This is a genomic window from Mesorhizobium sp. CA6 (genome assembly GCF_020165035.1).
Classification (GTDB): Bacteria; Pseudomonadota; Alphaproteobacteria; order Rhizobiales; family Rhizobiaceae; genus Mesorhizobium.
Genome location: NZ_JAIUHI010000015.1, coordinates 45087 through 71009, shown reverse-complemented (window position 1 = coordinate 71009; position 25923 = coordinate 45087). Strand labels below are relative to the sequence as shown.

The following is a 25923-nucleotide window of genomic DNA, read 5'->3' as shown; positions in this document are numbered from 1 at the left end:
ATCTGATTGATTCTCCCGCACCTTTTGACCTAACGGCCAAGCCTGTGCCGGCTTGATTCTAGGAATTCAGCCGGTTTTTCAGCCGGTTTTGGAAAATCGGATGTTACCGCAAACGATGTCGCAGTTTGGCGTATGTGTTCCGCAGCCTCTTCTGTCTCCACAGCCTCTACGAGCTGCGTTGCCTGTTTCATGTACCTCGCCACATCAGCGCGAGTCCTGGAGCGGTCCGGCTTGTATGGCGGCAAATCGCCTGCAATGGTTTTCAGATCGCGCAGAACGGAAGAGAGGTGTGGCCAAGGGAAATCGGTAGGATCGCCGATATCCCGGTCCGCTCCAACGATGATCTCCAACTTCGCCAAGATACCAGCTAGGGTCAGAGCTGCTACCTCTGGGAGCCCATCCTGAAGTTTGAGCGCCTCGGTCACGGCTAAGACTTCGGCCTCCTGAGCGACAGCGTATTGGCGGATGCCATCCGGCGCGACCACTGGCGTGGGCTGCTCTGTGACTTCGCCCGGGGTCAATACCTGAATTCCGGTATTGGAAATGATTCTTGTCTCCAACCGCTGCTGCACCCTGCAAAGCACCTGAGAGGTATGTTGGGCACGACGCCATGCGGCCCACAGGACCATGACAGGGTCGTGATTTATTGCTGCTGATCGCGGCACCTTGGATTCCTCCAACTCGACATGGCGACGTCGTATCTGAATTTAAGATAACTGGAAATCAGATATAATTGAAGCCCTCATCTGGAACCGGATGAGGCACACCTGTGGTCAAGACGCTCGGAACGCGGCGCCACAAATCCTTGATCGCGATGCTGATTGAAAGGCGTGAGGCTAGTGGGATGACTCAGACCGAGCTCGCCGCCAGGCTAGGCGAATATCAGTCGTTTGTGGCTCGCCTCGAAAGCGGACAGCGCCGCGTCGACGTAGTCGAATTCATCGATCTGGCGAAGATCCTGGGATTTGACCCTTCTGCAGCAATCAAAAGATTGGCAGCAGAGCCAAACTGAATTGTAGTTAGACATCTGAGCCGCTCGCGAGCGCGCCACTCACAGCGCCGTAGCGAGCGAGCGGCGGCTTTGCGCCTCATGTCGGTCATTCCAATTGTCCTGCCCGGTGCACCAAAGCGGACGTCACAGGTGACGTGGCCATAACCTAGATTCCGGCATCATCGGCAAGATGCGAGCATAAGGGATCTGTCCACCTTTGTACGCGTGTAGCGGGGTAGGAAGTCCCGTCAAGCGCCCCGTTGCTTTTCGTCGCAGAATTGGGAATCCAGAATACCGTCGTTCACCACCACACGACCGCGACAGATGACCGTGCGGTTTCGAGGTGTAATGGCAACCGCTTCTGCCAAGGTTCGTGCATCGATCAGCACCAGATCGCCCCGGCAACCGGGTGTGAGTCCATAGTCGGTCAGGCCGATCGCCTCGGCGCCGCCGAAGCAGCAGATCCGCGCGGTCTCTTCCAGGTCGGCATCGTTGGTCATGCCGTTGCGTTGCGCCAGGTATTTCGCCCGTTCCAGCATGTCGCCGCTGCCCCATGGCTCCCAGGTGCCCTGGATGCCATCGGACCCGGATGCCACGACCAGGCCCGATTGGCGCATCAAGCCAAGCGGAACCGCCGGTGCGGAAGGGCTGCCGACGGTCATGACCGCGATGCCTGCGGCAGCCAGCGCATCGATCAATGAGCGCTGGCGTTGCGCTTCCAGCATGCCAAGGCAGTAGGCGTGACTGACCATGACGCGCCCTTGAAGGGAGAGCGCGCGGGCCCGCTCGACGATGAGTTCCAGGCAAAACGCGCCCAGTTCCCCTGGCTCGTGCAGATGAATATCGACTGGCTTGGCGTATTTGTCCGCGAGCGCGAAGATCGCGTCCAGATGGCGCACAGGGTCCCGCTCGATCGTTGCCGGATCGATCCCGCCGACAATATCGGCTCCCGCTTCTATCGCATCTTCCATCAGCGCCAGCGTGCCTTCGCGCCCCAGCATCCCACTTTGCGGGAAGGCGACGATCTGGACATCGACCAGTCCGCGAAACGCTTCCCGGGTCCCGACCACGCCTTCGACATTGGCGATGCCGATTTCGGTATCCACATCAACATGACTGCGAATATGCGTGACGCCGAACGCTAGCGTTTGCATCACCTGTCGGGCTGACTGCCGTCGCGCGTCTATACCGAGTTCCCGCTTGGCCTTCCGGTCGGCCAGGATCCGGTCGTTGCGCGTGGGGCCGACACGGTTCTCGAACCAGTCCATGCCGATGAGCGTCTTGTCGAGATGCGTGTGCGCTTCGACCAGCCCGGGCAGGGCGATCTGTCCACGACCGTCGATCTCGCGAACTGTGGTATCGGGGTTGCCTGGTTCCGCGACGCGGCCGTCGCGGATGTAGAGATCCGTGGCGGCGCCGCCCATCGGCCGGACGTTGCGGATGAGGAGGTCTTTGATCATTGTGCAGCCTTTCGTCTTTGTCTCCCGATGCGCGTCTATGCCAGGCCGGCGCGCTCCATCATCAGGCGGAACGCCCTTCCGGCGCGATCCAGGATCGCATCTTCGTCATGGCAGACGAGCTTTCGTCCGCGCATCAGGATGCGCCCGTCGACGATCGTCGTGTCGATGTCCGCGCCGTTGGCGAAGCGTGCCAGCCTCTGCGAGGGATGCACCGGTGGCCACAAGTGCGGCTGACGCATGTTGACCAGAATGATGTCGGCACGCTTGCCCGGCTCCAGCGATCCGATCTCGCTTTCCATCGACAGCGCTCGCGCGCCACCCATGGTCGCCATCTCGAGCAACTGTGTGGGAGAAAGGACGCTGTCATCCTTGAAATGGCGTGCGTGATAGCGGTGCGCCTGGAACATGTTGCGGAACATGTCGAACGAGCGGTCCGGCGCGGCTGCATCGGTGCCAAGCGACACGACAATGCCGCTTTCCATCAGTTCGGTTGCGGGGCAACGACCGAACACCGACATCAATGCGCTCGGATTGTGCGCGACCTTCGCGCCGGTGCGTTTGAGCGCCGCAATGTCTCTATCGGTCAGTTCAATGCAGTGAGCCAACAGGGAATGATCGTCGAACAGGTCGAGCCTGTCGGCATTGGCGGCGATCGAGCCTTCGCGGTGCCCGTCCTGGATAAGCAGGGCGTTCTTGTCGCGCGCAAGATCCCGCGTTTTGCACGACAAGTTGTATACTGATTGATTGTCGAGCTCGCTTGCCGAAAACACCGGGAGTGAAATAGCGATCCGCTGGTTGCCGTCACGCGGCCAGCTGTCGATGAGCGCTGAGCACACCGCCAATTGCGCCTCCGGCGAGACTATGGTTTCGGCGTGGCTGCTTTGCGTGTAGGTCCGGTACGCATGGGCCGATGTCGGCCGGTTCGGGCCAACCGCGAGTATTTCGCGCACGCCCATCTCGGCAATAGCGGTGAGATGCGCCAGCGCGGGCTCTGGCGCCTCCGTGCGCATGACGTCGGGGCCGCCACCGAACAGCAGGGCGGCCGTCGTCGTGCCGCATTTGATGCGCTCCAGGGCTGATAAAGCGGCCTCTGCGGCCCAAAATTCGTCGTCGACCGCTTCGGCGTAGATGCGGCCGACGGTATTCATCCAGGCTTCGGAATCATTGCCCAACCCTTTCGTCAGCGTGTGCCCGGCATGTGCGTGCGTATCGATCAGGCCGGGCATGACGACCATTCCCGAAGCGTCAATTCGCAGCACATCGGGAATTTTCTCTGGCGCGATCCCGTCGCCGACGTCGCTGATCCGACCATCCTCGACCAGGACGTAACCCCTTGAGAGGACACGATGTTCTTCGTCGATCGTCAGAACGATACCGTTTTCGATCAGTAGCGACATGGTCATCCGAACCACCTCCTCGGCCGGGCGCAGATCACGGCTTGTTGAGCCGGTCGCGTCAAAACCGCATCATTGCGCCTTGCAACTGTATACAAATTATGTATAGCTAATCTCGCATCGCACTGCATCCAAAAAATAATTACAAGTGCGTATCTCAACCGGAGGAATTTGTGAACAGTCGTCTGAAACCCCTTTTGGCCGCACTCGCCGTCCTGGTGCCGCTGGCCACGCCAAGCTTCGCGCAGACGCTGCGCTGGTCCGCAGCCGGCGACGTCATCTCCTACGATCCGAACGCCCAGGTCGACAGCTTCACCCAGAGCGTGCAGCACATGGTGTTCGACCCGTTAGTGCGTCGTAACAAGGATCTGGCCCTCGAGCCTGCGCTCGCCACGTCATGGGAGATCGTCGAGCCGACCCGCTGGCGGTTCAAGCTGCGTCAGGGCGTAAAGTTTCATGAAGGCCAGCCCTTCACCGCCGATGACGTCGTCGCGACCATCCTGCGCGAGATCGACCCCGGTTCGCGCAACCGCGAAAACCTGCCGGAGGTGATCGACGCCAAGAAGGTCGACGACTTCACCGTCGATATCATCCTGAAAGGTCCATATCCGCTGCTGCTCAATGACCTTGCGGCCGTCTACATCATGAGCAAGCCGTGGATGGAGGAGCACCAGGCTCTGAAGCCCGGCAATGCCTCGACCGGTGTCGTCACCTATGCCAGCAACCATGCCAACGGCACCGGTCCCTTCAAACTGGTCAGCTACGAGCCGGATTCCAAATCCGTCTTCACCGTCAACAAGGACTGGTGGGACAAGCCTCAGCATAATCTGACCGAGGTCGTATTTCGTCCCATCGCGTCTGCTGCGACCCGTGTCGCGGCGCTGCTTTCGGGCGAAGTTGACCTCATCGCTCCGGTCCCGCTGCAGGATATCGATCGCGTTGCCAACACTGCGGGCCTGAAGGTCGTCGAGAACCCCTCGCTGCGCGTCATCCTGCTCAGCTTCAACTGGAAGCCGGAACTGCATGCGATGCCCGGCAAACCCAATCCTCTTCTCGATGTTCGGGTGCGCCAGGCTCTGTGGGACGCGGTCGATCTCCAGACGATCCAGAAGCGTCTGATGCGAGGCAAGTCGCGCGTGACGGGAACGCTGGTGGCCCCTCCGGTCACTGGCTACGACAAGAGCGTCGATGCGCCGCCGGCCTACGATCCGGCAAAGGCCAAGGCCTTGCTGGCCGAAGCAGGCTATCCGAACGGGTTCAAGGTGAACCTGAACTGCACGAACGATCGCTACATCGCCGACGAGCAGATCTGCCTCGCCCTTGCGTCGATGTGGGCCAAGATAGGCGTCGAGGCCAATGCAAGCGTGGAAAGCAAGACCACCTTCTTTCCGAAGTCCGACCAGGGAGCATTCGACATCTACATGTTCGGATGGGCCTCGCTGCCGCCAATGGACGGGTTCAGCGTGCTTCAGTCGCTGCTTGCGACCAATGATGGTTCCTTTGGCGGAAGCAACACGAGCGGACTGTCGAATGCGAAAATCGATGAGCTTGCGCATGCCGCGGCCGTCGAGCTTGACGAGACGAAGCGCGTGAGCCTGCTGAAGGAAGCCTTCAAGATCGCGCACGATCAGGTTCTCTACCTGCCGCTGCATCAGCAGCCGGTCGCCTGGGCAATGACGGACAAGCTCGATATGCCGCAGTTCGCCGACGAATATGTGCGACCTTGGTTTGCCCACATGAAGTGAACCTCAGGGCCGTGCCACCTCCAGGCGTCACGGCCCTGCTGGTTTTGGGTAGCTGGCGATGGTGCCGGCTACCGATCAAAGACAACGCCTTGCTTTGGCAAGGTCGGCTCGGGCTCCGCAGGAAGCCATTTTGATGATCAAGATTGTCTTGGCGAGAGTGCTCCAGGCCATTCTGGTGATGATCGCCGTTACGGCCGTGGCCTTCGTGATGTTCCGCTTCGTCGGCGATCCCGTGTCGATGATGGTGCGCGAGGGCGCAAGCCAGGCCGAGAAGGACGCATTGCGCGTGGCTCTCGGCCTCGATAAGTCCCTCGCCGTCCAGTTCGGCGAGTTTGTCTGGCGCGTGCTGCACGGAAACCTGGGGACGAGCCTGCGCTATCAGCAGCCGGTCACCGAACTCCTGCTGGCCCGCCTGCCTGCGACGCTCGAACTCGTCATCGTCGCGACCGTGCTTGCGCTTGCGCTCGGCATTCCGCTCGGCATCGTGTCCGCGCTGAAGCCTAACGGAATCCTGTCGCGGCTGATTCAGTCGCTCACCCTCATCGGCGTCTCGATGCCCACTTTCGTCACCGGCTTGCTGCTGATCCTGGTCTTTGCGGTCAATCTTCGGTGGCTGCCGTCTTCCGGCCGCGGCGACGTCGTCGATCTGGGCTTCTGGCAGACGGGCTTCCTGACATCCTCGGGATTGAAGTCGATGATCCTGCCCTCCATCACGCTCGCCTTGTTCCAGCTCACGCTGATCATGCGGCTGGTGCGCTCGGAGATGATCGACGTCCTGTCTTCGGATTACATCCGTTTCGCCTTCGCGCGTGGTCTGCCGCGTCGCCACATCTATGGCCGTCTCGCCCTTCGCAACACGCTGATGCCGGTCATCACGGTGACCGGCCTGCAGATCGGCCAGTTGATCGCCTTCGCCATCGTCACGGAAACCGTCTTTCAGTGGCCGGGCATGGGGCTGCTGTTCACCAACGCGGTCGGCTTTCCCGACATTCCGGTTCTGGCCGCTTATCTCCTGTTCGTCGGCCTCATGTTCGTTCTGATCAACATGATCGTCGACGTCCTCTACACCTTCGTCGATCCCCGGCTGAGGACGAAACAATGACGTCGCGCGCCCTTCAACGCATTCAGCTCCCACCGGCCTCGGTCGTCATCGCCGGCATTGTCCTGGTCGTCATTCTGCTGCTGGCGATCTTCACCCCGCTGATTGCTCCCATCGATCCGAGAAACGTGTCCTCCTATTCGCTCGTCGACATGGAGATACCGCCCGTCTTCATGGACGGCGGCGATCCTCGGTTCCTGCTGGGCACCGACAACCAGGGGCGTGATCTTGTGTCGGTCATCCTTTTCGGTCTGCGCATATCCATCCTCATCGGCGCCGGTGCGGTGCTGCTGGCGGCGGTGATCGGCGTCGCCTTAGGCTCGGTAGCCGGTTATTTCGGCGGCATCATCGACACCGTCGTGATGCGCATTGCCGATGTCCTCGTCAGCTTTCCTACCATTCTCGTCGCGCTGCTGGTCAGCGGCATAGCCCGCGCGCAGCTTGGACCGGAGACTGTTTCGACCTGGGCTCCGGTCATCCTGATCTTTGCCATCGCGGTAAACGAATGGGTGCAATATGCACGCACCGTGCGGGGATCCAGCATGGTTGAGATTTCCCGGGACTATGTGCGCGCCGCGAAGGTCATTGGCCTGCCTTCGAGCCGCATCATGCTTCGCCATATCCTGCCCAATGTGATGAGCTCGGTCATGGTCATCGCGACCATCAATCTCGCGGGCGCGATCCTGACCGAGGCGACCCTGTCGTTTCTTGGCGCCGGCATGCCTGCAACGTACCCCTCGCTCGGCACGCTGATCCGCATCGGAAACGAGTTCCTGTTCTCGGGCCTGTGGTGGATCGCCGTGATGCCCGCCGCCGTGCTGGTCATCCTGGTGCTGGCCGTCAACGTCGTCGGCGACTACCTGCGCGATCGCTTCAATCCAAAACTGATGGCGAACTGATGGAAAATTCGCTGCCGCCCGTGCTCGACATCAGGAAGCTGCGTGTCGAATATCCCTTGGCCAATGGGGGACTGCTGGTCGCCGTCAACGACGTCGACCTGACGATTGAACCTGGTGAAATCCACGCCCTGGTCGGAGAGTCGGGCGCCGGCAAGACGACCGTCGGCAACGCGCTCGTGGGGTTGTTGCAGGCACCCGGCAGGATCGCCTCGGGCGCCATTACGATCGACGGCAAGCCGATCGACATCCGAACCGGGAAAACGGCAGGCATTGTTCCCGGACGCGACGTGGGCGCGATCTTCCAGGATCCGATGACGAGCCTCAATCCGCTCTTCACCGTCGAGAGCCAGCTCTGCGAGGGCATGCTGGCGCATCTGAAGATCAGCCGTCGCGAGGCCCGCGCCCGCGCGCTGGGACTGATGAAGGCCGTCGGCATTCCCGAGCCAGAGCGGCGGCTCGGCTGCTATCCGCATCAGCTGTCGGGCGGCCAGCGCCAGAGGGTCGTCATCGCCACCGCACTGGCCTGCGGCCCTCGGTTGATCGTTGCCGACGAGCCGACCACGGCGCTCGATGTTTCGGTGCAGGCGCAAATCCTCAAGCTCATCCGCGACCTGGCCGACGAGCGGCGCGTCGGCGTCCTGCTGGTGACGCACAATATGGGCGTGGTCGCGGAGATCGCCGACCGTGTGACGATCATGCAAAACGGCTCGATGATTGAAAGCGGATCGGCGCGCGACGTGCTGACCGCGCCGAAGGCGCCTTACGCGCGCACGCTGATCGCCGCCGTTCCGCCGATCGACACCCGCCTCGAGCGCTTGCCGATTCCGAGCGAGGCAACCAAGGCGACCTTGGATGCACGCGAAGCCGTGCGCGCCAAGAATACCGGCATCGTCGCCGGCAGGAATGGCGACGCAGCACTCACCGTGCGCGATCTTTGCGTGGAATATGGGCAGCGCTCCCTTCTTCCGGGTCGCAAGACCTCGGTGTTCAGGGCCGTGAAGAATGTGTCCTTTGACGTTCGTCGCGGTGAGATTTTTGGCCTTGTCGGCGAATCCGGCTGCGGCAAGACCACGGTCGCCAACACGATCGCCGGTCTTGTGAAGCAGAGTGCGGGGACGATTGATTTTCAAGGTGCTGCGCTCACCGCCCGGCGCGAGAAATCGGTCCGGCAATCGTTGCAAATGGTGTTTCAGGATCCCTATTCAGCGCTCAATCCAAGACTGCGGATCAACGCGGCCATCGCCGAGCCGATCCTGTTTTACAGACTGGCCTCGAATGCCGCCGAGGCAAGACTGGACGCCGAGACGCTGCTCGAAGCGGTCGGCCTGCCAGCCGAGGCCGGTGCGCGCTTCGCCCATGCCTTCTCGGGCGGCCAGCGCCAGCGTATCGCGATTGCCAGGTCGCTCGGACCGCGGCCGGCTCTGCTGATCTGCGACGAGCCGACCTCGGCCCTGGATGTGTCGGTGCAGGCGCAGATTCTGAACCTCTTGAAGGATCTGCGCGACCTTGCCGGGCTGTCGATGCTGTTCATCAGCCACGATCTCGCAGTCATACGGCAAATGTGCGATCGGGTGGCGGTGATGAAAGCGGGCGAGATCGTCGAACTCGCCGATACGGAAACCTTGTTCTCCGCCCCCGCGCATGCCTATACGCGCGAACTGCTGCGCCTTGCTCCCTCGCTCGACCGCATTCTTTCCCGGGAAAGCAAGAAGGCGACCGTGTGATGGCTGACATTCTGATCAGAAATGGCACGGTCATCGCGGTCGATCCCGAGCGGCGCATTATTCCCGACGGCGCTGTTGCCGTTGCGGGTGATCGGATCGCGGCTGTAGGTCCGACCGAAGAGGTCGCGCGCAGTCATCCGGCGCCGGTGACCATCGATGCCAAAGGCATGGCGATCATGCCGGGCTTCGTCGACAGCCATGCCCATGCCGGGCACGGTCTCATCAAGACGATGGGCGGCGGCCGGAGCGACGTCTGGTATCAGGCGTGCCGAGGCGCCTATACGGTAGGCTCGACGCCCGAATTCTGGCACGCCGAGGCCCAGCTCGCCGCCCTGGAGCGCCTGCGCTTCGGCGTGACGACCGGCGTGTCGCTGCTCGGCGGCGGCGATTCCGTCATGCGCACCGACGACCCCGCCTATGGCGATGCCCATATGGAGGGCGTGCTTGGCATCGGCACGCGCTCGGTGGTGGCGGTCGGCACCACCCGTCCTCCGCATCCGTTGACTTATGCGCGCTGGGAGGGCTCTCGACGTATTGATTATCCGGTGTCCTTCGAGCGGCAACTCGACACCTCGCTGAAGCTCGCCGATCGCTGGCATCGCACGCATGAGGATCGTCTCCATGTCGCGTTGCTGACGCCGACCATCCATCGCGAGCATCTCGACGGCGCGGATGCCGATGCCGCCGTTGCTCAATCGCGCCAGGTCAAGCGCATTGCCGAGGAGCGCGGTCTTGTCTTCACGCAGGATGGACACACGAGAGGCAGCGTAAAAATTGCCAACGAGATCGGCATCCTTGGGCCGCGCACACTGCTCTCCCATGCAACCGGTCTCGACGAGGAGGAAATCGCGATCTGCGCCGAAACCGGCACCCGCATTGTCCACAATCCCAGTGCCGTCGCCGCGATCCTGGCGCGCTGCCCGGTCACGGAACTCCTCGATGCGGGCGTCGTGGTGGCGATCGGTTCCGATGCGACCGCGCCGGATCGCTCGGCGGACATGTTCCGTCACATGCAGCAATGCATGCACTACCATCGCACTCATTTCCATGATCCAAGCTGGCTTCCGCCGGGCAAGGCACTGGAGATGTGCACCATCGACGGCGCGCGTGTTCTCGGCCTCGACCATGAGATCGGATCGCTCGAGCCGGGAAAGAAGGCCGACATCATTCTGGTCGATCTGCGGCGCCCGCATCTCTATCCAGCCAACATGCCGGAGTTCCGGGTCACCTATTTCGCCAACGGCAACGACGTTCATACGGTGCTGGTCGGGGGCCGCGTGGTGCTGCGCGGCCGCAAGCCGGTTCATGTCGATCAGGATGCGGTTCTGGATGCCGCGCAGCGCGAGACAGAATTGATGATCGAGCGGCTTGGCCTGCAGGAGGCGCTGCGGACGCCTGACCGGTTCTGGCGGTACAGCCGTGACACGGATCTTATCGAATAGCGCCACGCAATCGGCATCGCCCGACCCGATCGCGCAGGAGCGATTGAATTTTCGCCAGCCGATCCAAGCCGTTCCCCAAGCGGTTTGTCGGGCCCAGGGATGTCTCCAAAGAACCAGGGATGAAATGCCGAGGATCACACTCGTTACCGGACAATGGAAACAGCTGGTTCTGGTCGTGCTGATTGGAGCCAACCTTCGCCCCTTCCTGACGGCCCCCGGACCGATACTGACCGATATAGTGACCGATACCGGGATGGGCTATCCAAGCCTTGCCATGTTGACGCTGCTGCCGATGCTCCTCATGGGGATCGGTGCGTTCGTGGCGCCCGGCATCCAGGCGGTTGTCGGAACGCGCCGCGGCATACTCGCAGCGCTTGCGGTGCTGACGGCCGGCTCGCTGCTCAGATCCGTTGCGTTCGGCAGCGCGTGGCTGGTCCTGACGGCTGCACTTTGCGGTGCGGGCGTGGCTTTCATCCAGGCAGCGTTTCCCGGCATCATCAAAGAGAAATTCCCCAAAACGATCCCAATTGTTACCGGCCTCTATTCCTGCATGATCATGGGTGGCGGTGCTCTCGGCGCGCGCCTTACTCCTGTGCTCGTCAACAGTGGATACAGCTGGCGCCTCGCATTGGCGTCGATGGCTGTTCCCGCGGTGTTCGCTTTGTGCGCGGCCTATTGGGCCGCCTCCGACACGAAAGCGGTCAAGCCCGACTCTTCGCTAACGCGACGACTGCTGCGCCGCCCGCGCACATGGGCACTGATGGCAGCTTTCGGCCTGGTCAACGCCGGCTATTCGTCCATGGTTGCCTGGCTTGCGCCTTATTATCAGGCTGCAGGTTTGAGCAATTCCCAGAGCGGAAATCTTGTCGCGGTCATGGCCATTGCTCAGGCAGCTTCCGCTCTTGTCCTGCCGACATTGGCGCGTCGAAACGTCGATCGTCGTCCCTGGCTGTGGACGACGCTTGTTTTACAAGCGGCGGGCTTTCTTGGGCTGGCCGTCGTTCCATTGGCTTTTCCCGCCCTTTGGGTGGGTATTTGCGGGGCAGGGCTTGGTGGCAGCTTTGCTCTCGCGATCGTCACTGCGCTGGATCACCTCGACCGACCCGAGCAGGCCGGCGCTCTGGTCGCGTTGATGCAGGGTGGCGGCTTCCTTATCGCGGCAACAGGCCCCTTTGCCGCAGCTCTTCTTGGGAACTGGAGCGGGAGTTTCGCAAGTGCATGGGTCATGCATCTTGCCTGCGTGACCATTACCTTCTTCATCTACGCGCGTTTCAGGCCCGAACGCTATGGCGAGGTCTTCAGGCCTCTTCTTGCCTAGTCTTCGAACGCTGAACTGCCCCGAGCTTTTTTGGCGTTACGGTGTGGTGCCGCCGGCAAGTTCGATTGCCTTGAGATGCTATGACCCGCCTCTTCGAGAGCCGGGCCGGCCCGCCTAGGCGGCGCTCACATTCGGGGAGCGACCTGGGCCACAATGACCCGGTCATGCCAAAGCAAGCTACTTCAGCTTACCCTCGATCGCCTTGATCGCCTTGAGCGCGCAGGCTTCGTCCAGGTTGCCGCCGGGGGCGCCGCCGACGCCGATTGCGCCAATGGTCTCGTCACCAAGCTTGATCGGCACGCCACCAGCAAGGATAAGGAAATTGTCGATGGCGGTAAGCTGGGCCGCGGCTGGGTTCTCCTGAATGTTCTTGGCCATCGCGCTGGTCGGTGTGCGGGCGGAGACTGCGGTATAGGCCTTGCGCCGCGCCGCATCGGGGGTATGGACGCCGGCATTGTCCGCGCGCAGCAAAGCCCGCAGAACACCGGCGCGGTCCACGACCGCCGCTGACACATTGTAATTATCGGCCGCGCATGCCTTTACGGCGCCCTGCGCGAGCTCGAGCGCTACGTCCATCGGCATGTTCCGTTCCTGCAGTACCTCCGCCGAAGCGCTGCAGCTCAATAAGGCGACAAATCCGGCCGCAAGACATCCAAGTTTCGTCATTCTGGTCTCCTCTTCCGTGAACTGGGCAAAAGGACGCTCTCGACTCGCCTTTAAGATCTGGCATGCCGGCGCCGGATTGAAATTCGGCACCACACATTTTGTGTTCACTTTTATGCTAATATTGTATACTAATTGGTGCAAGAGAAATGTTTGAACAAGCCGACCGTTACGGTGCCGTGGTTGACACCCTGAAGACCCAACTCGATAAATCAGCACGCGCCAACAGATCAGCATGCCATGACCGATCAGAAATCATCCACCAAGCGCAAGAGCAGAGCAGGCAATCTCGCCGACGGCGTCTATCAGGCGCTGCGGCTGGCAATCATCGAGCAGGCACTGGCGCCAGGAACAAAACTTCCCGAGGATTCCGTCGGCGAGAGCTTCGGGGTGAGCCGTACCGTGGTGCGAAGCGTGCTGGCGCGATTGACGCTCGAGGGCCTGGTTTCGCAGCGACCCAACAAGCGGGCGGAAGTGGCGGCACCGAGTCTTGCCGAAGCGCGTGGTGTATTTCAGGTACGGCGTGGGCTGGAACGCACCGTCATCGAAGTCCTGGCTGGGCAGCTCACTGGAGAACAGGCCAAGCAGCTGCAAGCTCATATTGCCGCCGAGGAACAAGCCCAGGGGCGCGATGGTCCCGAATCGATCAGGCTGTCCGGAGACTTCCATACGCTGCTGGCCAGCATGACGGCCAACGACCTTCTCATACGCTATGTGCAGGAAGTGGCCTCGCGTTGCTCGCTGATCCTTGCGCTTTACGGTCGGCCGCATTCATCCGAGTGCGCGGTCAACGAGCATCAAGCAATCATCGACGCATTGTTGAGAGGCGACGAATCGTTGGCTGCGAAGCTCATGGACGAGCATCTGATAGCCGTCGCCACGCGTGGCTTGCTGGACCTGAAGCCGGCGCGCGAACCCGACCTCAAGGATCTCCTGGCGGGCTATCGGGAACGCCTGGCCGCCAACTGAAAATTGCTGGGCATCTGACCGGTGCAAGACGTGGCTTCGAGCCGCGTCGGGCTCATGTAGCGTCTGTCCGCCCGGCTGGCATTCTGAGCACGCTCGTCCCGATCCGGCATGCGCGGGAAGCGACGTGCTGCTGATCGACCTCGTCCGACCAAATTGATCAGAGGAACAGGAAACGGCATGCATAGCAGGATCAAACGGACACTTATGACCGCCGCCTGGGTTGTCGGGCACGAAGGCGGCAAGCACGTGCTCATGCCGCATGGCGAAGTGGTCCACCAGGACGGCGAGATCATTTACGTCGGGCACGGATTTCCGGGCGAAATCGATGAGCGCATCGATTGCGGCCAAGCCCTGATCGCCCCGGGTTTCATCGACCTCGACGCGTTGTCGGACCTCGACACCACGATCCTGTCATTCGACAATCATCCGGCATGGCGCAAGGGGCGTGTATGGCCGAAGTCCTACATGGATGCTGGCCCCTATGAAATGTATACACCCGAGGAGCTCGTCTTTCAGAAGCGCCACGCTTTCGCGCAGCTTATTCGAAACGGCATCACAACGGCGCTGCCGATCGCCTCGCTTTTCTACCGGGAGTGGGGCGAGACGGTCGAGGAATTTGAAGGCGCGGCGGACGCGGCGGCGGAACTCGGCCTGCGCGTCTATCTTGGCCCGGCCTACAGAACGGGCAATTCCTACGTTGAGGCCAATGGCACGATCGACCTTTTCTTCGACGAGCCACGTGGGCTGAAAGGGCTGGATGAGGCGATAACCTTCTGCGGCCGGATGGAGCGTCGGCACGGCGGACTTGTCCGCACCATGCTCGCGCCGGACCGGATTGAAACCTGCACGGCCGCGCTGCTGCGCCGCACGGCTGCCGCCGGCCGGGAGCTTGGCGTTCCGGTGAGGCTGCACTGTTCGCAGAGCGAATTCGAACGCGTCACGGTGAACCGTCTTCATGGCATGACCTCCATCGAATGGCTGGAGAGCCTCGACTTCCTGACCGAAAAGACCCTGCTGCCGCACGGCACCCATGTCAGCCCGTCACGTTTCGTGCCGGGGCCAGGGCGAGATCTCGAGATCATCGCCGGAAGTGGTGCGGTTGTGGTTCACTGTCCACTTGTTGCCGGCCGCTTCGGCAACGGGTTGGAGAGCTTTGCATCCTATCGCAAGCGCGGCATCCGGGTCGGGCTAGGTACCGATACGTCTCCGCCTGACATGCTGCTCAATATGCAGGTCGGCCTGATGACCTGCCGCATGGCCGAGGGTTGCGCCACTGCTTGCCGTGCCGAGGATTACTTCGATGCCGCGACACTGGGTGGCGCGGATGCGCTCGGGCGCGCCGATCTCGGACGCCTCGCGCCCGGCTGCCGCGCCGATCTGGTGGTCTGGGATCTTGCCAATCCCGATCTCGGGCAGGTCATCGACCCGATCCAGTCTTTGATGGTTTCGGCATCGGGCCGAGACGCAAAGACGGTGGTAATCGATGGTCGCACAGTGATGCGCGACCGAGAGATACCGGGCGTCGACCATGCCTCCAACGCTGCCCGCGCACAGCGTCAGTTCGATGGTCTGATGCGCAAGTATCCGCAGCGCACCTTCGGCCACCCGCCGGTCAAAGAGATATTCTCCTCCGCATATCAAATTGTCGAGAAGGTCGATCGCTGATGCCTCTCAGTGAAAGCACCAGGGGAACCCTCTGGTTTGCTCGCTGAATTCGATAATCACCGGGCAGGATTAGCTGGCACCTACGTCAGTTTTTGCTCGCTCAGAGCCTCAAAGCTGTCGGTTCATTCTCGGCCCCTTTGCCGCCATGAACAAGTCTAGGCAGCACGTATCTCATCTAGTCAAATTTTGCCTGGTACCGCTCCTGCGGCGCCAGCCAGCTTTCGATGAAATCCAGCGGATCGACGCTTTCCATCATTGCTCTCGCGAGAGCCAGGCGCTCTTCGAGTCGCTTGCGGCGATCTTTGTCGTCGGTAGTGTTCAGCCGCTCTTCGGCATCAAGGAAAAAGCGCTCAATTGTCATCGACTTGCCCCACCTCGCAATAATCTCGGCAAGCTGCTGCTGGCTGTCGGCCAGTGCCTGAGCCAGCTTGCGGGCATCCTCCTGCTTTAGGTAGCGCTCCCACTCCTCTTCTCCTTCTTTCTTCCTCTTCGCGGCCGCCGCGTCCTCGGCGTCCATCAGGCGTTGAAGAGTGCCCTGGGCTTCCCTGCATGTTTCCACGATTTTGGGGATCAGAGGGCCAAGCACTTCCTGCTCGGTCTCTTGCCACGTGACAGACCAGTCGGCGCCCTTTTTCGGCGAGTAGGCAATGACCCGAAAGCGCCCGCAGGGCACGTCCTGCTCTCTTGTCCAGGAATGCGTTAACTGCCAAGGCTTGGCGGATCGGATGAGCCTGCTGTCCTCCCGATGGTATTCGCCATTGAAGTATCGCACCGTCACTCTGTCGGTCATTTCGGTGATGGCGAGCCCGATCGGCACCGTGTCCACATAAAGGACCGTAGGTCGATCCGGAGCCCAGATGCTCCCGGAGTGATACTGCCCATATTTGCTATCCTTGCGCTCTACCTCCTGTTCATTGATGCGGATGCGATCAAGATCGTCCGCAACCGGCGCGATCTGAACGCGGTATCCCTGTTCGTCCAGGGCGAGATAGAGATCGTTGGCGATCGAGAGTGCGCGAGGCAACTGAGTCTCTGACGAAATCAGATCCGGCAGGATTCTCTTGTAGGGCCGGAGAAACTCGCCCTGTTTCACGTCGCGTGTTTTTCGCATGTGCTCTTCAACGCCGAAGAGCAGCCGATGGCGCGCCGGACGATGAGGCTTCGCGGCAGGTCTGGCCTTACGAACAGATTCATCCTTCACGGTTCTCTTTCGTCGAGGCTTTGGGGTCGACGACGTTAGCTCGATCAGTTCGTCCGATGCCTCCGGCAGCGGCGGCAGGTCTACCGGGAGCCCGAGCAATTTACGCGTCCAATATCCCGACCCAGGATAGGGAACCTGATATCGCTTACATATCGATGCCAGAACCGTTCCGGAAATTCCGAGCTCTGGAGCGATTTTGCTGAGAGGCCTCTCGCAGACTCGATTGTAAAGCTCAAGGCGTGTCAGTTGCACGGCGAAATAGGTCTCAATCTGATCGTGGCCGATATCGCACCGCCAGCAGCGGCTGATGATGCACATTGCTCGTCATCCGCTACCAGCGGTTGGGTAACTTTTAAGACAGCGTGGCGCCGGCGTATCCATGCATAGTAACCGGTCCAACGTTCGCACTTGGGCGATCGACGTCGCAAACTGCCGATCAAGGATGTCTTGTCGGCAGGGCGCAGACTGTCCTCATGACAACGTGGCAGCCATCCAGAGCCTAAGTTCACGGCGGTGCGGAACCACTTCCAAGTATCCGTTGACAATCGCAATTGCCGATTTGAGGCACATTGCAAATTGTTGAGTCGATACAATCATTTAACATTGAAGCGCACATTGGGGCAAAGGCTCACAATGTGCCGGGGACGCCAAAAATGGTAGCAAAAACAAGCAACCGACCGCAGCGCAATGTGCGCCCTTTTATCTTGCCATCGTCCTCGGTCGGGTTTCGTGGCCCTCCCTCGATTTCTTCGGACCCTTCCTCCACCACGAGGCAATGTCCGGCTGCCCCCTGTTATACGAGGAACTACGAAAGGATGCAGATCGCTTCTAGAGCGTCCCGCTGATTCCGAACGTATCGCTGCTTCAACTGCAGTCAATCTGCAGCCGCCTTGACGATAAAAGCGCATTCCCAGCACAATCGAAAGCACATTCGAGCCGCCAGACTTGGGGTTCGATGACACGGGCCGGCTTGTCACATCGACACCGCGAAGGCGTGCCAAAAGCATCCCGGCTGAACGAAATGGAGGTAAGCCGACGTGTGGCAGAAAGACATTCTTTTGTTGCCCGAGGATCTGATTGCGTTCGCCTGGTCTGCACCAATGCGGGACTTGGCGGCGAAGCTCGAACTGTCCGACGTCGGGCTGAAGAAACTGCTGACGCGATGTGGCGTTGCGTCGCCGCCGCAAGGCTATTGGAAGAAAATCCGTGCCGGAAAAAGGGTGCCAGCACTACCCAAGGCGCTACCGCGGCGCCCCGGTGAATCTGGCCGAGCAAGTGTCGACGCTCGCTTCGCAAAGGTGATGACAATTGCAGTCCCTCTGGCATCCAACGGGCCATTTGCATCCGCTCTGGTTCCAGAAGACCTCGACGAACTCCACGCACAAGAGTTGAAGGCGATTGGCAAAGCTTCCGTCCCACACACGTTGGACAGGCCTCACAGAGGGCTCGTTCAAATACTGAAGCAGGAGCAGCGCCGCCGCGATAAGAATGCAGAACGCGAGTGGACCTTTGACGAACCCAAGTTCGACAATCCGCTAGGCAAGCGAAGATTGAGAATCTTCAACGCCTTGTTTTTGGCGCTTAGCAAGCGCGGCCACGATGGCGGTGCCTACGTGCGCGATAGAGAAATTCACGCGGGAGCAGCTATCGGCGACACACACGTCGGTTTGGAAATTGGAATAGTCGGTAGCCACCGCACCGTGCGTCAGCAGGCGTACCTGCGGCCGGCGCCGGACCTGCCGGCATCAACCCCGCTCGCGCTGCGGATCGATCCAGGTTTCGATCGCAAGAATACAGTCTCGTGGCAGGACAGCGGCGACGCCAAGCTTGAGTCAAAGATCGCTGAGATCGCAGCTGCGATCATCGTGGCGGGCGAGAAAAAGTTTCGCCTTAGCCTTCGGGAAGGCGAGGAGCGTGCAGAGCGTGAGCGGATTGAAAAGGAGAAGCAGCGCCAGGAATGGCTGATTCAACTCAACCAAAAGCGCTTGCAAAACCTGCGGACCAGCGGCGAGATGCTACGTCAAGCGGAAGACATTCGCGCGCTTGTTGAGCGCGTCCGTCGCGCGATCGATGATGGTTCAGCTGATATCGATCCCGCGGTGCTGGAAGCATGGCAACGTTGGGCACTCGCAGAGGCTGACAGGATCGATCCAGTGCGGTCTGGCCAAATAAATTTTAACGCACCTCAACGAGCCGTCGCTCTGACGAAAGCATGAAGATTTGGCGACATATCCGCCAGTTCGCCGGCGATTGACGTTCAAACTTTCAGACGTCCGAGACCCCTTGGCATCACTTCGGATCGTCAAGCTCAGAGCGGAGGTATCGAACTTTGATACCCGCGTCTTTAAATATCCGAAGCGCGGCTCTCTGCGCATCAAGCCATCGCATCTCTCCGGCGAAGCCTCTGGGAAAGACTACCCTAGCAATCCCGGCCCACACGATTGCCCTAGCGCAGTCGCTGCAAGGAAACCTCGTCCCATAGAGTGTCGCCCCATTGATATCGCGATGGGCTTCGTGGGCCTTGAATATTGCAGCGCGTTCAGCATGCTCGATGACGAAATAGCGGTCTTGATCACGAACCGACTGTCCGGCAGCGCCAAAAGCGGCTTTCAGCCGCGGAGGCAAAACGTTCGCAGAGCGAGAGACTTCACCGACCTTGTTGGCTATCACGGCGCCCACACCTGACTGGGGTACCAGTTTAGCCTTGGGATCATCCGATTCCTGGCTCACTGCGAAAGCTTCATTGAGATAATAGCGATCCGCCTCGGTCTGAGTTGAAAACTTTGGTATGACACTCTCCGGGAGCATGCTTGGGGGATTCAATGGTGCTTACATCAGTAGAGATTTCTAGCAAAGGGATTGTGACAAACGCTGTGGTGATTGCACAGCGCCCGACCACCTATGACGCTACGGTCGGATGCATCATAGAGCGCGGGTCGGAAATCAAGGCGGAAAGCTACAAGCTGCCGCCTCGCGGAATTGTCTGGGTGATATCGGCCGAAATCTTCAACCTGCCTAATGATGTGACAGGCCTCGCGACACTTCGAACGACGTGGACCCACGAGGGTGTGCTCACACTGAACGTTGGCGTCGTCGATCCCGGCTGGCACGGCCCACTTGCGGCTATGCTGGTCAATTTTGGGAACAGCGATTTCACTGTCAGCAAGGGCGACCCATTCCTAAGAATAATGTTCCATACTCACAAAAAAGTAACGGCGCCGCCAGTTGTACGAGACATGGCTACCTATAAGCGTGAGATAACAACAAAATCTCGAATGTTTTCTAACACCTTTCTCAATATGGATTCCCTCGTATCGGAGGTCTCAGAGAAGATATTTTCACTTCCAAGGTTGGCAGTTATCCTTACTCTTTTTGGAATATTATTGGCTCTGCTGGCAATTTTTACGCCAATTGCCTATTCTGTATACTTTGACTATGAAATGGGATCCGCGAAAGTTGAGGCGCTGCAAAAGCAGCTTGATGATTTAAAGGCGGCAGGCGTCGCCGATACCGGCAAGAGATTGTCTACACTTGAAAGCCGCGTCGATGAACTGAAAAGGGCATCCACACCAGCGCCTGTAAAGCCTGCGGAACTTGGGCCCCCGGCGCCTTCGAAGCCCAACGGAAACTGAGAGACATGGCCTCTATCGTTGCTGCCGGGAGCCAACGAGCTCCACAAAATCTTTGAGAGTCATCAGCCACGACCGCTGGCTCTCCCGGTATGTTTCATGCAGTTTCGCAGGCAGAACCAGCTGAAGGCGCTCGGCCTTCAGCTGGTCGGTCTGATTCTCGGATATGGCCGGCTCAAGTGTCAGCAGATGCTTCGACGGTATTCGTGCCGCCTCCGGCAGCACCTGACGCCAGCGGTCCTTCAGCGTCGATTTGGACGCCAGCATGGTCAGCAGGTCAGGAGAGAAGCCGGGATCACTGTATTCGGCCTGACCAGGAAACAGAAAATCTGGCCTGTTGCGGTTTTCAGTCTCCGCGCCCCGCGAAAACCGGATCGAGCGCGCCTGGAACAGCGCCTCCAGATGGTGCTCTAGAGACTGCCCCGCCCGAGATTTCCGGCGGTTCTGCACGGTCAGGGAAAATGCCAGAAAACCGTCCACGTCAGCAACCTCATCGTCGCCGACAAATCCGTTGCGCAGCCGCTCTGCAACAATGTGGCGCTCCAGCCGCCGGAACAGAAGCTCTTCCCGTTCCAGCCAGGCCATGAGAACCGCGTCCGGATTGTCCAGTGCAGAAATGCCGGTCAGAGAAGTCCGTGCAAGCTGCGAGAATTCCCGAGTGCCGGGGAACTTCATGCCAAATCTTTCAACAAGATTGTCAAGCTCGCCGGCCTCCGGCTCGTCGAACTCGATGCCAAGCTCGTCAAGGATATAGCGCGCCGCAAAGTCGACGACGGCGGGCAGGTCTTCGGTAATTTCGCGGCCGGTGAACTGGAGTTCGGGCTGGTCCTCCAGACCAAAAAGCCACAACAGCTGATTCTGGACGGTGCCGTCAGCGGGCGTGACGATCGCCATCGCCGAACCGTCGCGAAGCAAGGCGACAAACAGCGTATCGCCTTCCTTCATGAGGTCGGTCACGTCATTGGTGTAGTAATAGAGGTGGTATTCGGTGCGTGTCGCGTGCCTTCTGCGCGCATCGTACCAGCTCAGCATGCTGTCGGCCGCAACACTTTCCTGCTCCTTCCCGAGCCATATGAATCTCGTCGGGATCTTTTTCCGGTCGGCATCGCCCATCAGCGCCCGAAGGGTGCGGGAACTGTTGAACTCATGCTGGTTTGAACCGTCTGGTGTCGTTTCGACCATGCTCAGCCGTTTGACGGCCACGCCTTCAAAGTAATCTGAGAGCAGGCCGCGTCTGATCATTCCCGCCCTCTCACGGTGAGCTGCAGCTCATCGGACTCAAGCCACGCTGCGCACCGGGCGATGACATCGTCCCGGGCAAGGGCCGTTCGTCCACGGATGGCGCACTCCCAGACAACTCCGGTGCGCCACCCGAGTTCGGCCAGTGCGCGCCCGGCGGCTTCATCCCGCTCACGGTTGCGGGCAATTTTTTCGCGCCAGAATTCAGGCCGTGTTCCTGGCAGCCGGAAGAGATGGCAGTCGTGCCCATGCCAGAAACAGCCATGCGCGAACAGGACCGCCCGCCGGCGAGGAAATACCATGTCAGGGCGGCCAGGCAGGCGCCGGTCATGAAGCCGGTACCGGAAGCCGCCCGCATGAAGGGCAAGCCGAAGGATTACCTCGGGCTTCGTGTTGACGGCCCTGATGCCGGCCATCATCCGGCTGCGCACCTCGGGCGAAACTATGTCAGCCATTGGCCGCGAGAGCCCTGTCTGTATCAGGCCCTGTGGCCCGGCGGACAAGCGGAGACGGTCCGGCGGTGGGCGTGCGCCCCAGGGCTACTTCCAGGTAGGGCCGGATGGCCTGCGCGACAAACTCGACGACAGGAACCACCACGGCGTTACCAAACTGCCTGTAGGCCTGTGTGTCAGAAACGTTGATGCGGAAAGGACGATCAGGACGCTCGAAGCCCATGAGTCTTGCGCATTCCAGAGGTGTCAGCCGCCGCGGCCGCCTGCCGGGCTGGTCAATCAGGACTTCGGATCCGTCCTTGTAATAGCGCGCCGACAGGGTCCGGGAGACGTCGCCCGGACCAAACAGGCTGAAACCGAAACCGTTGCCTGCGGCACGGTGCTTTTCCCTGTACCGCTGGAGGTATTCCCACAGGCGTGGCGTCAGGGTGTATTTGGGGTCTACCTCGTCATGATCCTGGAGGATGGTCCGCAGCTTCGGCCCCGAGCCCGGTTTCGGCAGCACAAGCGCTTCAAAATCGAAATCGGTCGGATCCCTGAAACCGACGATGAATATCCGCTCCCGTTTCTGGGGGACCCATGGCTCCGAGCTGATGACCCGGTGCTGGACGTGGTATCCCAGCTCGTTGCGCAGCACGTTGATGATGGTGGCGAAGGTGCGCCCCTGGTCGTGACTTTCGAGATTCTTCACGTTCTCCAGGACAAACGCGGCTGGCCTGTGATGTGCAATGATCTGCGCCGTGTCGAAAAACAGGGTGCCCTGCGTGTCACACAGGAAGCCGTGCGGTCTGCCCAAGGCATTCTTCTTGGATACGCCGGCAATGGAGAACGGCTGGCACGGAAACCCCGCCAGAAGCACATCGTGCTCTGGCACCTTCTCCGGGTTCTTGGAATACTCCCGCACATCACCACCGATCGGGTGGTTGTCCGGGAAATTCAGCGCGTAGGTCTTCTGGCAGCCAGGATCCCATTCTGACGTAAACACGCAGCGTCCGCCGATGGTTTCGAAACCCATCCTGAGGCCGCCGATGCCGGCGAAGAGATCAATGAACCGGAAGCCGGCCGGCGACTGTTCCACCGGCGCAAGCCGCTGGCGGGCAGCTTCCCTGAGCGTGCGCATGGCAAGCCTGCTTGGCTCGCTCCTGCCCTCCTCGTAACGGTAGACGGTGCGCAGCGCCACCTCCAGAAGGCTGGCCGCGTCTTCCAGGGTCAGACCCGCCTGGTCGCGGAGTCTGGTGAATTCTGTACGTCTGGCGCGCATCGGATGCTCCGAATCATTTCTGTGTCATTTTTTGACAGCCTGACACTGGATGTCCTAACGGGCAATGAATTTTGTTCTCTTTTTGTTCATTAGCGTGCCTGCATCCACATGTTTCGTTCTGACGGCCCCCGATACCCGCTTTGCCCGTCAGAGTCCTGCCTCAGGCAGGACTGGTTCCGCCGCGCTAGCGGCCCTAGGGAACAAGGGCGCACAAAGCGGAGGCCATGAAATGTCTGCAAGACAGGCAGGTCCCATTTCATTGCCAGAGCCAGTTCGTGACCTCGAGACCGGTTAACGGGTGCCGAAGGAGCGTCAGCATGGCAACGCCGCAGGCGGGACGCGGGGCCGCCGCCCCCGGCGAGAGGTGCCGTTTCCGGCGCCGCCGGTGCCGCGCCAGCGGTCCCAGGAAAAAGGGCGCACAAAGCGGAGGCAATGAAATGTCCGCAAGACAGACAGTTCCATTTCATCGCCGGAGCCAGTTCGTGACCTCGAGACCGGTTAACACGGCGCCGAAGGAGCGTCAGCATGGCGACGCCGCAGGCGGGACGCGGGGCCGCCGCCCCCGGGGAGAGGTGCCTTATGAAGCGGTGGTATGCCATGGTCGTGGCGGGCTGAACATCCGTTGAGCCGGAGCCTGGCGTTGCAAATGGACCCAGACGACGAGGTCCCTTGCGAAGCGCTCCGGGACCCGAACGGTCCGGACAGCGTACAGTCTTCCCCCCGTAGGCCCTGGCTTGCAGGTTCCTTGCACTGGCAGGTGAAAGGCAAGTCCGGCAAAAGTAGACGACACGCTTCCCATGCGCTTTTTCTTGCTATAAATCCGGTGTGGGAAATATTGGGGGGATTTTGACATGATGCTGCCGACACACGGCAGGCGGTTCCGTGCTTGACTCGGTCGGCACCGTAGCGGTTTCGCCGCTGTTCAGGCTCGCGCTTTCGAAAGGCCCCGAGAGCTCCATCCTTCTGCACCTCAGGCGCGGAGCCGCTGTCAATGGACGTGACGCGTCAGGGCGAACGCCGTTGATGATCGCGGCCGCGCTTGGACGTGAAGACATCTGTGCCCTTCTGCTGGACGAAGGGGCGGAAGCATCGCTCAGGGATCCTGGCGGCCTGACCGCTGCCGAGCTTGCCACAAGGGCAGGATACCGGGAGGTCGGGCATTATATTGCGCAGGTGGCTCTGGCGGATACTGTGCTTGACCAGCGGGCCATTGAAGAGTTCCGCACCCCCGAGCCAGAAACTGACGCCGCGGGATGGGAGCCCGAGCAGGATTTCCAGCCGCCAGAGAGCAGACAGGGGCCCGACGAGAGCGTTCTGGCTCTCCAGGCAGCCATTTCGTCGCATCGGGCAAGGGTCGATGACGACGACTGGTCGTCTGCCGAAATCTACCTGCCCGCTACATCCTCCGCCGGCCGGACCCTGGTCCTGCCTGAGCAGGCGGTCATGATTCTGGCCGATGCGATTGCCAGTGGATGGATCTCGGGCCGCGGCCTGCGGCAGGCTTGGCCGGAGGCCACGGTCGATCAGCGGCTCCTGTTCAGACTGATTGTCCAGCAGACCGGCGTCAGAATTGTTCCGGGCAGACTCGCAGCCACGTTCCTGAGCCGGGGCGCGGTTTTTGCTGACCGGCATGACAGGGAGCTTGCCAGGGCAGCAATCAGCCAGCTTGAGGACGAGCTGAACAGTCTTGCTGCTGCCGAACGATACATTGCCGACATCCGTTCGTATTCTGCCTTCAGCCCCGAGCGCGAACAGCGGATATTCATGAAACTGGAGCAGGCACGCAAGGAAGTGACTGACGCAGTGAAACGCTGCCTCCATCTGCTCGGTGGTATCGAGACTGCCACCACACCTGATGAAAGCGTCGATGATCCGGAAGATCCGGACAATGTAACCCCCGTGCCTGGTGCAGACGTTCTCCGGGATGACACAGAACTGCCTGAGGCAGATGCTGGCGCAGGGACCCTGCCCTATGAAGCCCTTTTCAGGGCGGTGGAACAGGCCGGCATCTACCGGCACGATCCGGCCGTTGTAGCGCTTTCGGACGCGCTCGAAAAATACTGCGCGGCACGCAACCGGGCGATGGAAGGCGGTCTGAAACTCGTGCCGTGGATCGCGCGAAAGTACAGCAGGAGGGGGCTGCCGCTGGACGATCTTGTGCAGGAAGGGAATCTCGGCCTGATGCGCGCTGTCGAAAAATTCGATCCGCTCAAGGGTGCGCGATTTGGAACATATGCGTCTTTCTGGATCCGCCAGCGGATGCTGCGGGCCGTCGACGACCAGTCGCGCGTGATCCGCCTCCCGGTGCATCTCGGCGAGCGGCTGAAAAAAATCAAGCGGCTGCGTGAACGGTCACGCGCCGAGTTCAACCGGGATGCGACTGTCGCTGAGGTGGCACAGAAAATCGAGGCCACGACAGACATCGCAAAACGCCTTCTCAACATTCCATCGACCGTGAACCTGAAGATTTCTGACAAACTCGCTGATGAAACCGTTTCTCCGCCGGATCGCCGCCACGATGCGGCATGCCTTCGCAGACTGATCGCGGGTGTCCTCGCGCAACTTTCACCCCGCAGCGAGCGGGTAATCCGGCTGCGGTTCGGGCTGGCGAATGTTGATGAACACACGCTTGAAGAGGTCGGGGATCTTTTTGAGGTCACCCGTGAGCGGATCCGCCAGATCGAGGCCAAGGCAATCAAGATCCTGAGACATCCAAATCGCTCAAGTGTGCTGCAGCCATTCCTGTGACAGCAACTGTTCCGCTACGTCCGA

21 protein-coding genes are annotated in these 25923 nt (G+C 60.5%); 12 read left to right on the top strand and 9 right to left on the bottom strand.

Translation table 11 applies throughout. The features are described 5' to 3' along the window. Nucleotides 1-29: 29 nt before the first annotated feature. Nucleotides 30-629, bottom strand: coding sequence for a hypothetical protein (locus tag LB526_RS22035; RefSeq protein WP_224629836.1), 600 nt, complete (start codon nt 627-629; stop codon nt 30-32). Nucleotides 630-814: 185 nt separating this feature from the next. Between LB526_RS22035 and LB526_RS22030 the strand changes: the two genes are divergently transcribed. Then, nucleotides 815-1012, top strand: coding sequence for a multiprotein-bridging factor 1 family protein (locus tag LB526_RS22030; protein ID WP_224620865.1), 198 nt, complete (start codon nt 815-817; stop codon nt 1010-1012). Nucleotides 1013-1239: 227 nt separating this feature from the next. On the opposite strand, the gene LB526_RS22025 is transcribed toward LB526_RS22030, so the two are convergent. Both LB526_RS22025 and LB526_RS22020 read right to left on the bottom strand, forming a co-directional pair. Beyond that, nucleotides 1240-2451 (bottom strand): amidohydrolase, encoded by a 1212-nt coding sequence (locus LB526_RS22025; RefSeq protein WP_224629835.1) that lies wholly within the window; start codon nt 2449-2451, stop codon nt 1240-1242. A 35-nt stretch (nt 2452-2486) separates the two neighbouring features. Next, nucleotides 2487-3854, bottom strand: a complete 1368-nt coding sequence (locus LB526_RS22020) for an amidohydrolase family protein (protein ID WP_224629834.1) — start codon at nt 3852-3854, stop codon at nt 2487-2489. Between the two features lie 164 nt (nt 3855-4018). Between LB526_RS22020 and LB526_RS22015 the strand changes: the two genes are divergently transcribed. From LB526_RS22015 to LB526_RS21990, 6 genes are all read left to right on the top strand, one after another. Then, nucleotides 4019-5590, top strand: coding sequence for an ABC transporter substrate-binding protein (locus LB526_RS22015; protein ID WP_224629833.1), 1572 nt, complete (start codon nt 4019-4021; stop codon nt 5588-5590). A 133-nt stretch (nt 5591-5723) separates the two neighbouring features. Next, nucleotides 5724-6692: an ABC transporter permease gene (locus LB526_RS22010; RefSeq protein ID WP_224629832.1), complete on the top strand. Its 969-nt coding sequence runs from the start codon at nt 5724-5726 to the stop codon at nt 6690-6692. After that, nucleotides 6689-7588: an ABC transporter permease gene (locus tag LB526_RS22005; protein WP_224629831.1), complete on the top strand. Its 900-nt coding sequence runs from the start codon at nt 6689-6691 to the stop codon at nt 7586-7588. The genes LB526_RS22010 and LB526_RS22005 overlap by 4 nt, the downstream gene beginning before the upstream one ends. Then, a complete protein-coding gene (locus tag LB526_RS22000) occupies nt 7588-9312 on the top strand; it encodes a dipeptide ABC transporter ATP-binding protein (protein WP_224629830.1) in 1725 nt (574 codons plus the stop codon). Before LB526_RS22005 ends, LB526_RS22000 begins: the two co-directional genes overlap by 1 nt. Next, nucleotides 9312-10754: an amidohydrolase family protein gene (locus LB526_RS21995; protein ID WP_224629829.1), complete on the top strand. Its 1443-nt coding sequence runs from the start codon at nt 9312-9314 to the stop codon at nt 10752-10754. Before LB526_RS22000 ends, LB526_RS21995 begins: the two co-directional genes overlap by 1 nt. Before the next feature lie 124 nt (nt 10755-10878). After that, nucleotides 10879-12072, top strand: a complete 1194-nt coding sequence (locus LB526_RS21990) for a cyanate transporter (RefSeq protein WP_224629828.1) — start codon at nt 10879-10881, stop codon at nt 12070-12072. A 177-nt stretch (nt 12073-12249) separates the two neighbouring features. Here the strand turns inward: LB526_RS21990 and LB526_RS21985 are convergent, their stop codons facing one another. Next, a complete protein-coding gene (locus tag LB526_RS21985; RefSeq protein ID WP_224629827.1) occupies nt 12250-12828 on the bottom strand; it encodes a GlcG/HbpS family heme-binding protein in 579 nt (192 codons plus the stop codon). Nucleotides 12829-12975: 147 nt separating this feature from the next. Between LB526_RS21985 and LB526_RS21980 the strand changes: the two genes are divergently transcribed. Further along, the gene (locus LB526_RS21980) at nt 12976-13704 is read left to right on the top strand and encodes a GntR family transcriptional regulator (protein ID WP_224629826.1); all 729 of its coding nucleotides are present in this window, start codon (nt 12976-12978) and stop codon (nt 13702-13704) included. A 204-nt stretch (nt 13705-13908) separates the two neighbouring features. Beyond that, the gene (locus LB526_RS21975) at nt 13909-15369 is read left to right on the top strand and encodes an amidohydrolase family protein (protein ID WP_263483386.1); all 1461 of its coding nucleotides are present in this window, start codon (nt 13909-13911) and stop codon (nt 15367-15369) included. A 175-nt stretch (nt 15370-15544) separates the two neighbouring features. Here LB526_RS21975 and LB526_RS21970 read toward each other — a convergent pair whose 3' ends face one another. After that, nucleotides 15545-16888 carry a hypothetical protein gene (locus LB526_RS21970; protein WP_224629825.1) on the bottom strand — a complete coding sequence of 448 codons (1344 nt, stop codon included), beginning with the start codon at nt 16886-16888 and terminating at the stop codon, nt 15545-15547. A 719-nt stretch (nt 16889-17607) separates the two neighbouring features. Between LB526_RS21970 and LB526_RS21965 the strand changes: the two genes are divergently transcribed. After that, nucleotides 17608-18786, top strand: coding sequence for a hypothetical protein (locus tag LB526_RS21965; RefSeq protein WP_224629824.1), 1179 nt, complete (start codon nt 17608-17610; stop codon nt 18784-18786). 73 nt (nt 18787-18859) lie between these two features. On the opposite strand, the gene LB526_RS29840 is transcribed toward LB526_RS21965, so the two are convergent. Continuing rightward, nucleotides 18860-19378, bottom strand: a complete 519-nt coding sequence (locus tag LB526_RS29840; protein WP_224629823.1) for a deaminase — start codon at nt 19376-19378, stop codon at nt 18860-18862. A gap of 14 nt (nt 19379-19392) precedes the next feature. Here LB526_RS29840 and LB526_RS21955 point away from each other — a divergent pair, with 14 nt between their 5' ends. Further along, the gene (locus tag LB526_RS21955; protein WP_224629822.1) at nt 19393-20202 is read left to right on the top strand and encodes a dCTP deaminase domain-containing protein; all 810 of its coding nucleotides are present in this window, start codon (nt 19393-19395) and stop codon (nt 20200-20202) included. 12 nt (nt 20203-20214) lie between these two features. Here LB526_RS21955 and LB526_RS21950 read toward each other — a convergent pair whose 3' ends face one another. The 3 genes from LB526_RS21950 to dcm are packed head-to-tail and all read right to left on the bottom strand — an operon-like array spanning nt 20215 to nt 23151. Next, nucleotides 20215-21441 carry a type II restriction endonuclease gene (locus LB526_RS21950; RefSeq protein ID WP_224629821.1) on the bottom strand — a complete coding sequence of 409 codons (1227 nt, stop codon included), beginning with the start codon at nt 21439-21441 and terminating at the stop codon, nt 20215-20217. Beyond that, nucleotides 21438-21893: a very short patch repair endonuclease gene (locus tag LB526_RS21945; protein WP_224629820.1), complete on the bottom strand. Its 456-nt coding sequence runs from the start codon at nt 21891-21893 to the stop codon at nt 21438-21440. The genes LB526_RS21950 and LB526_RS21945 overlap by 4 nt, the downstream gene beginning before the upstream one ends. Beyond that, nucleotides 21886-23151, bottom strand: coding sequence for a DNA (cytosine-5-)-methyltransferase (gene dcm, locus LB526_RS21940; protein WP_224629819.1), 1266 nt, complete (start codon nt 23149-23151; stop codon nt 21886-21888). The genes LB526_RS21945 and dcm overlap by 8 nt, the downstream gene beginning before the upstream one ends. 882 nt (nt 23152-24033) lie before the next feature. On the opposite strand from dcm, the gene LB526_RS21935 reads away from it, so the two are divergent. Further along, on the top strand, nt 24034-25899 hold the full coding sequence (locus LB526_RS21935) for a sigma-70 family RNA polymerase sigma factor (RefSeq protein ID WP_224629818.1): 1866 nt from the start codon (nt 24034-24036) through the stop codon (nt 25897-25899). Nucleotides 25900-25923 lie beyond the last annotated feature (24 nt).

Bases quoted from the DNA above. Each gene is read 5' to 3' on its own strand.
- LB526_RS29840 (WP_224629823.1), bottom strand. From the start codon at position 19,378: ATGCTCCCGGAGAGTGTCATACCAAAGTTTTCAACTCAGACCGAGGCG.
- LB526_RS22010 (WP_224629832.1), top strand. From the start codon at position 5,724: ATGATCAAGATTGTCTTGGCGAGAGTGCTCCAGGCCATTCTGGTGATG.
- LB526_RS22020 (WP_224629834.1), bottom strand. From the start codon at position 3,854: ATGACCATGTCGCTACTGATCGAAAACGGTATCGTTCTGACGATCGAC.
- LB526_RS21955 (WP_224629822.1), top strand. From the start codon at position 19,393: ATGGTGCTTACATCAGTAGAGATTTCTAGCAAAGGGATTGTGACAAAC.
- LB526_RS22030 (WP_224620865.1), top strand. From the start codon at position 815: ATGCTGATTGAAAGGCGTGAGGCTAGTGGGATGACTCAGACCGAGCTC.
- LB526_RS21995 (WP_224629829.1), top strand. From the start codon at position 9,312: ATGGCTGACATTCTGATCAGAAATGGCACGGTCATCGCGGTCGATCCC.
- LB526_RS21980 (WP_224629826.1), top strand. From the start codon at position 12,976: ATGACCGATCAGAAATCATCCACCAAGCGCAAGAGCAGAGCAGGCAAT.
- LB526_RS21970 (WP_224629825.1), bottom strand. From the start codon at position 16,888: ATGTGCATCATCAGCCGCTGCTGGCGGTGCGATATCGGCCACGATCAG.
- LB526_RS21990 (WP_224629828.1), top strand. From the start codon at position 10,879: ATGCCGAGGATCACACTCGTTACCGGACAATGGAAACAGCTGGTTCTG.
- dcm (WP_224629819.1), bottom strand. From the start codon at position 23,151: ATGCGCGCCAGACGTACAGAATTCACCAGACTCCGCGACCAGGCGGGT.
- LB526_RS21950 (WP_224629821.1), bottom strand. From the start codon at position 21,441: ATGATCAGACGCGGCCTGCTCTCAGATTACTTTGAAGGCGTGGCCGTC.
- LB526_RS22005 (WP_224629831.1), top strand. From the start codon at position 6,689: ATGACGTCGCGCGCCCTTCAACGCATTCAGCTCCCACCGGCCTCGGTC.
- LB526_RS22025 (WP_224629835.1), bottom strand. From the start codon at position 2,451: ATGATCAAAGACCTCCTCATCCGCAACGTCCGGCCGATGGGCGGCGCC.
- LB526_RS21945 (WP_224629820.1), bottom strand. From the start codon at position 21,893: ATGGCTGACATAGTTTCGCCCGAGGTGCGCAGCCGGATGATGGCCGGC.
- LB526_RS22000 (WP_224629830.1), top strand. From the start codon at position 7,588: ATGGAAAATTCGCTGCCGCCCGTGCTCGACATCAGGAAGCTGCGTGTC.
- LB526_RS22035 (WP_224629836.1), bottom strand. From the start codon at position 629: ATGGTCCTGTGGGCCGCATGGCGTCGTGCCCAACATACCTCTCAGGTG.
- LB526_RS21975 (WP_263483386.1), top strand. From the start codon at position 13,909: ATGACCGCCGCCTGGGTTGTCGGGCACGAAGGCGGCAAGCACGTGCTC.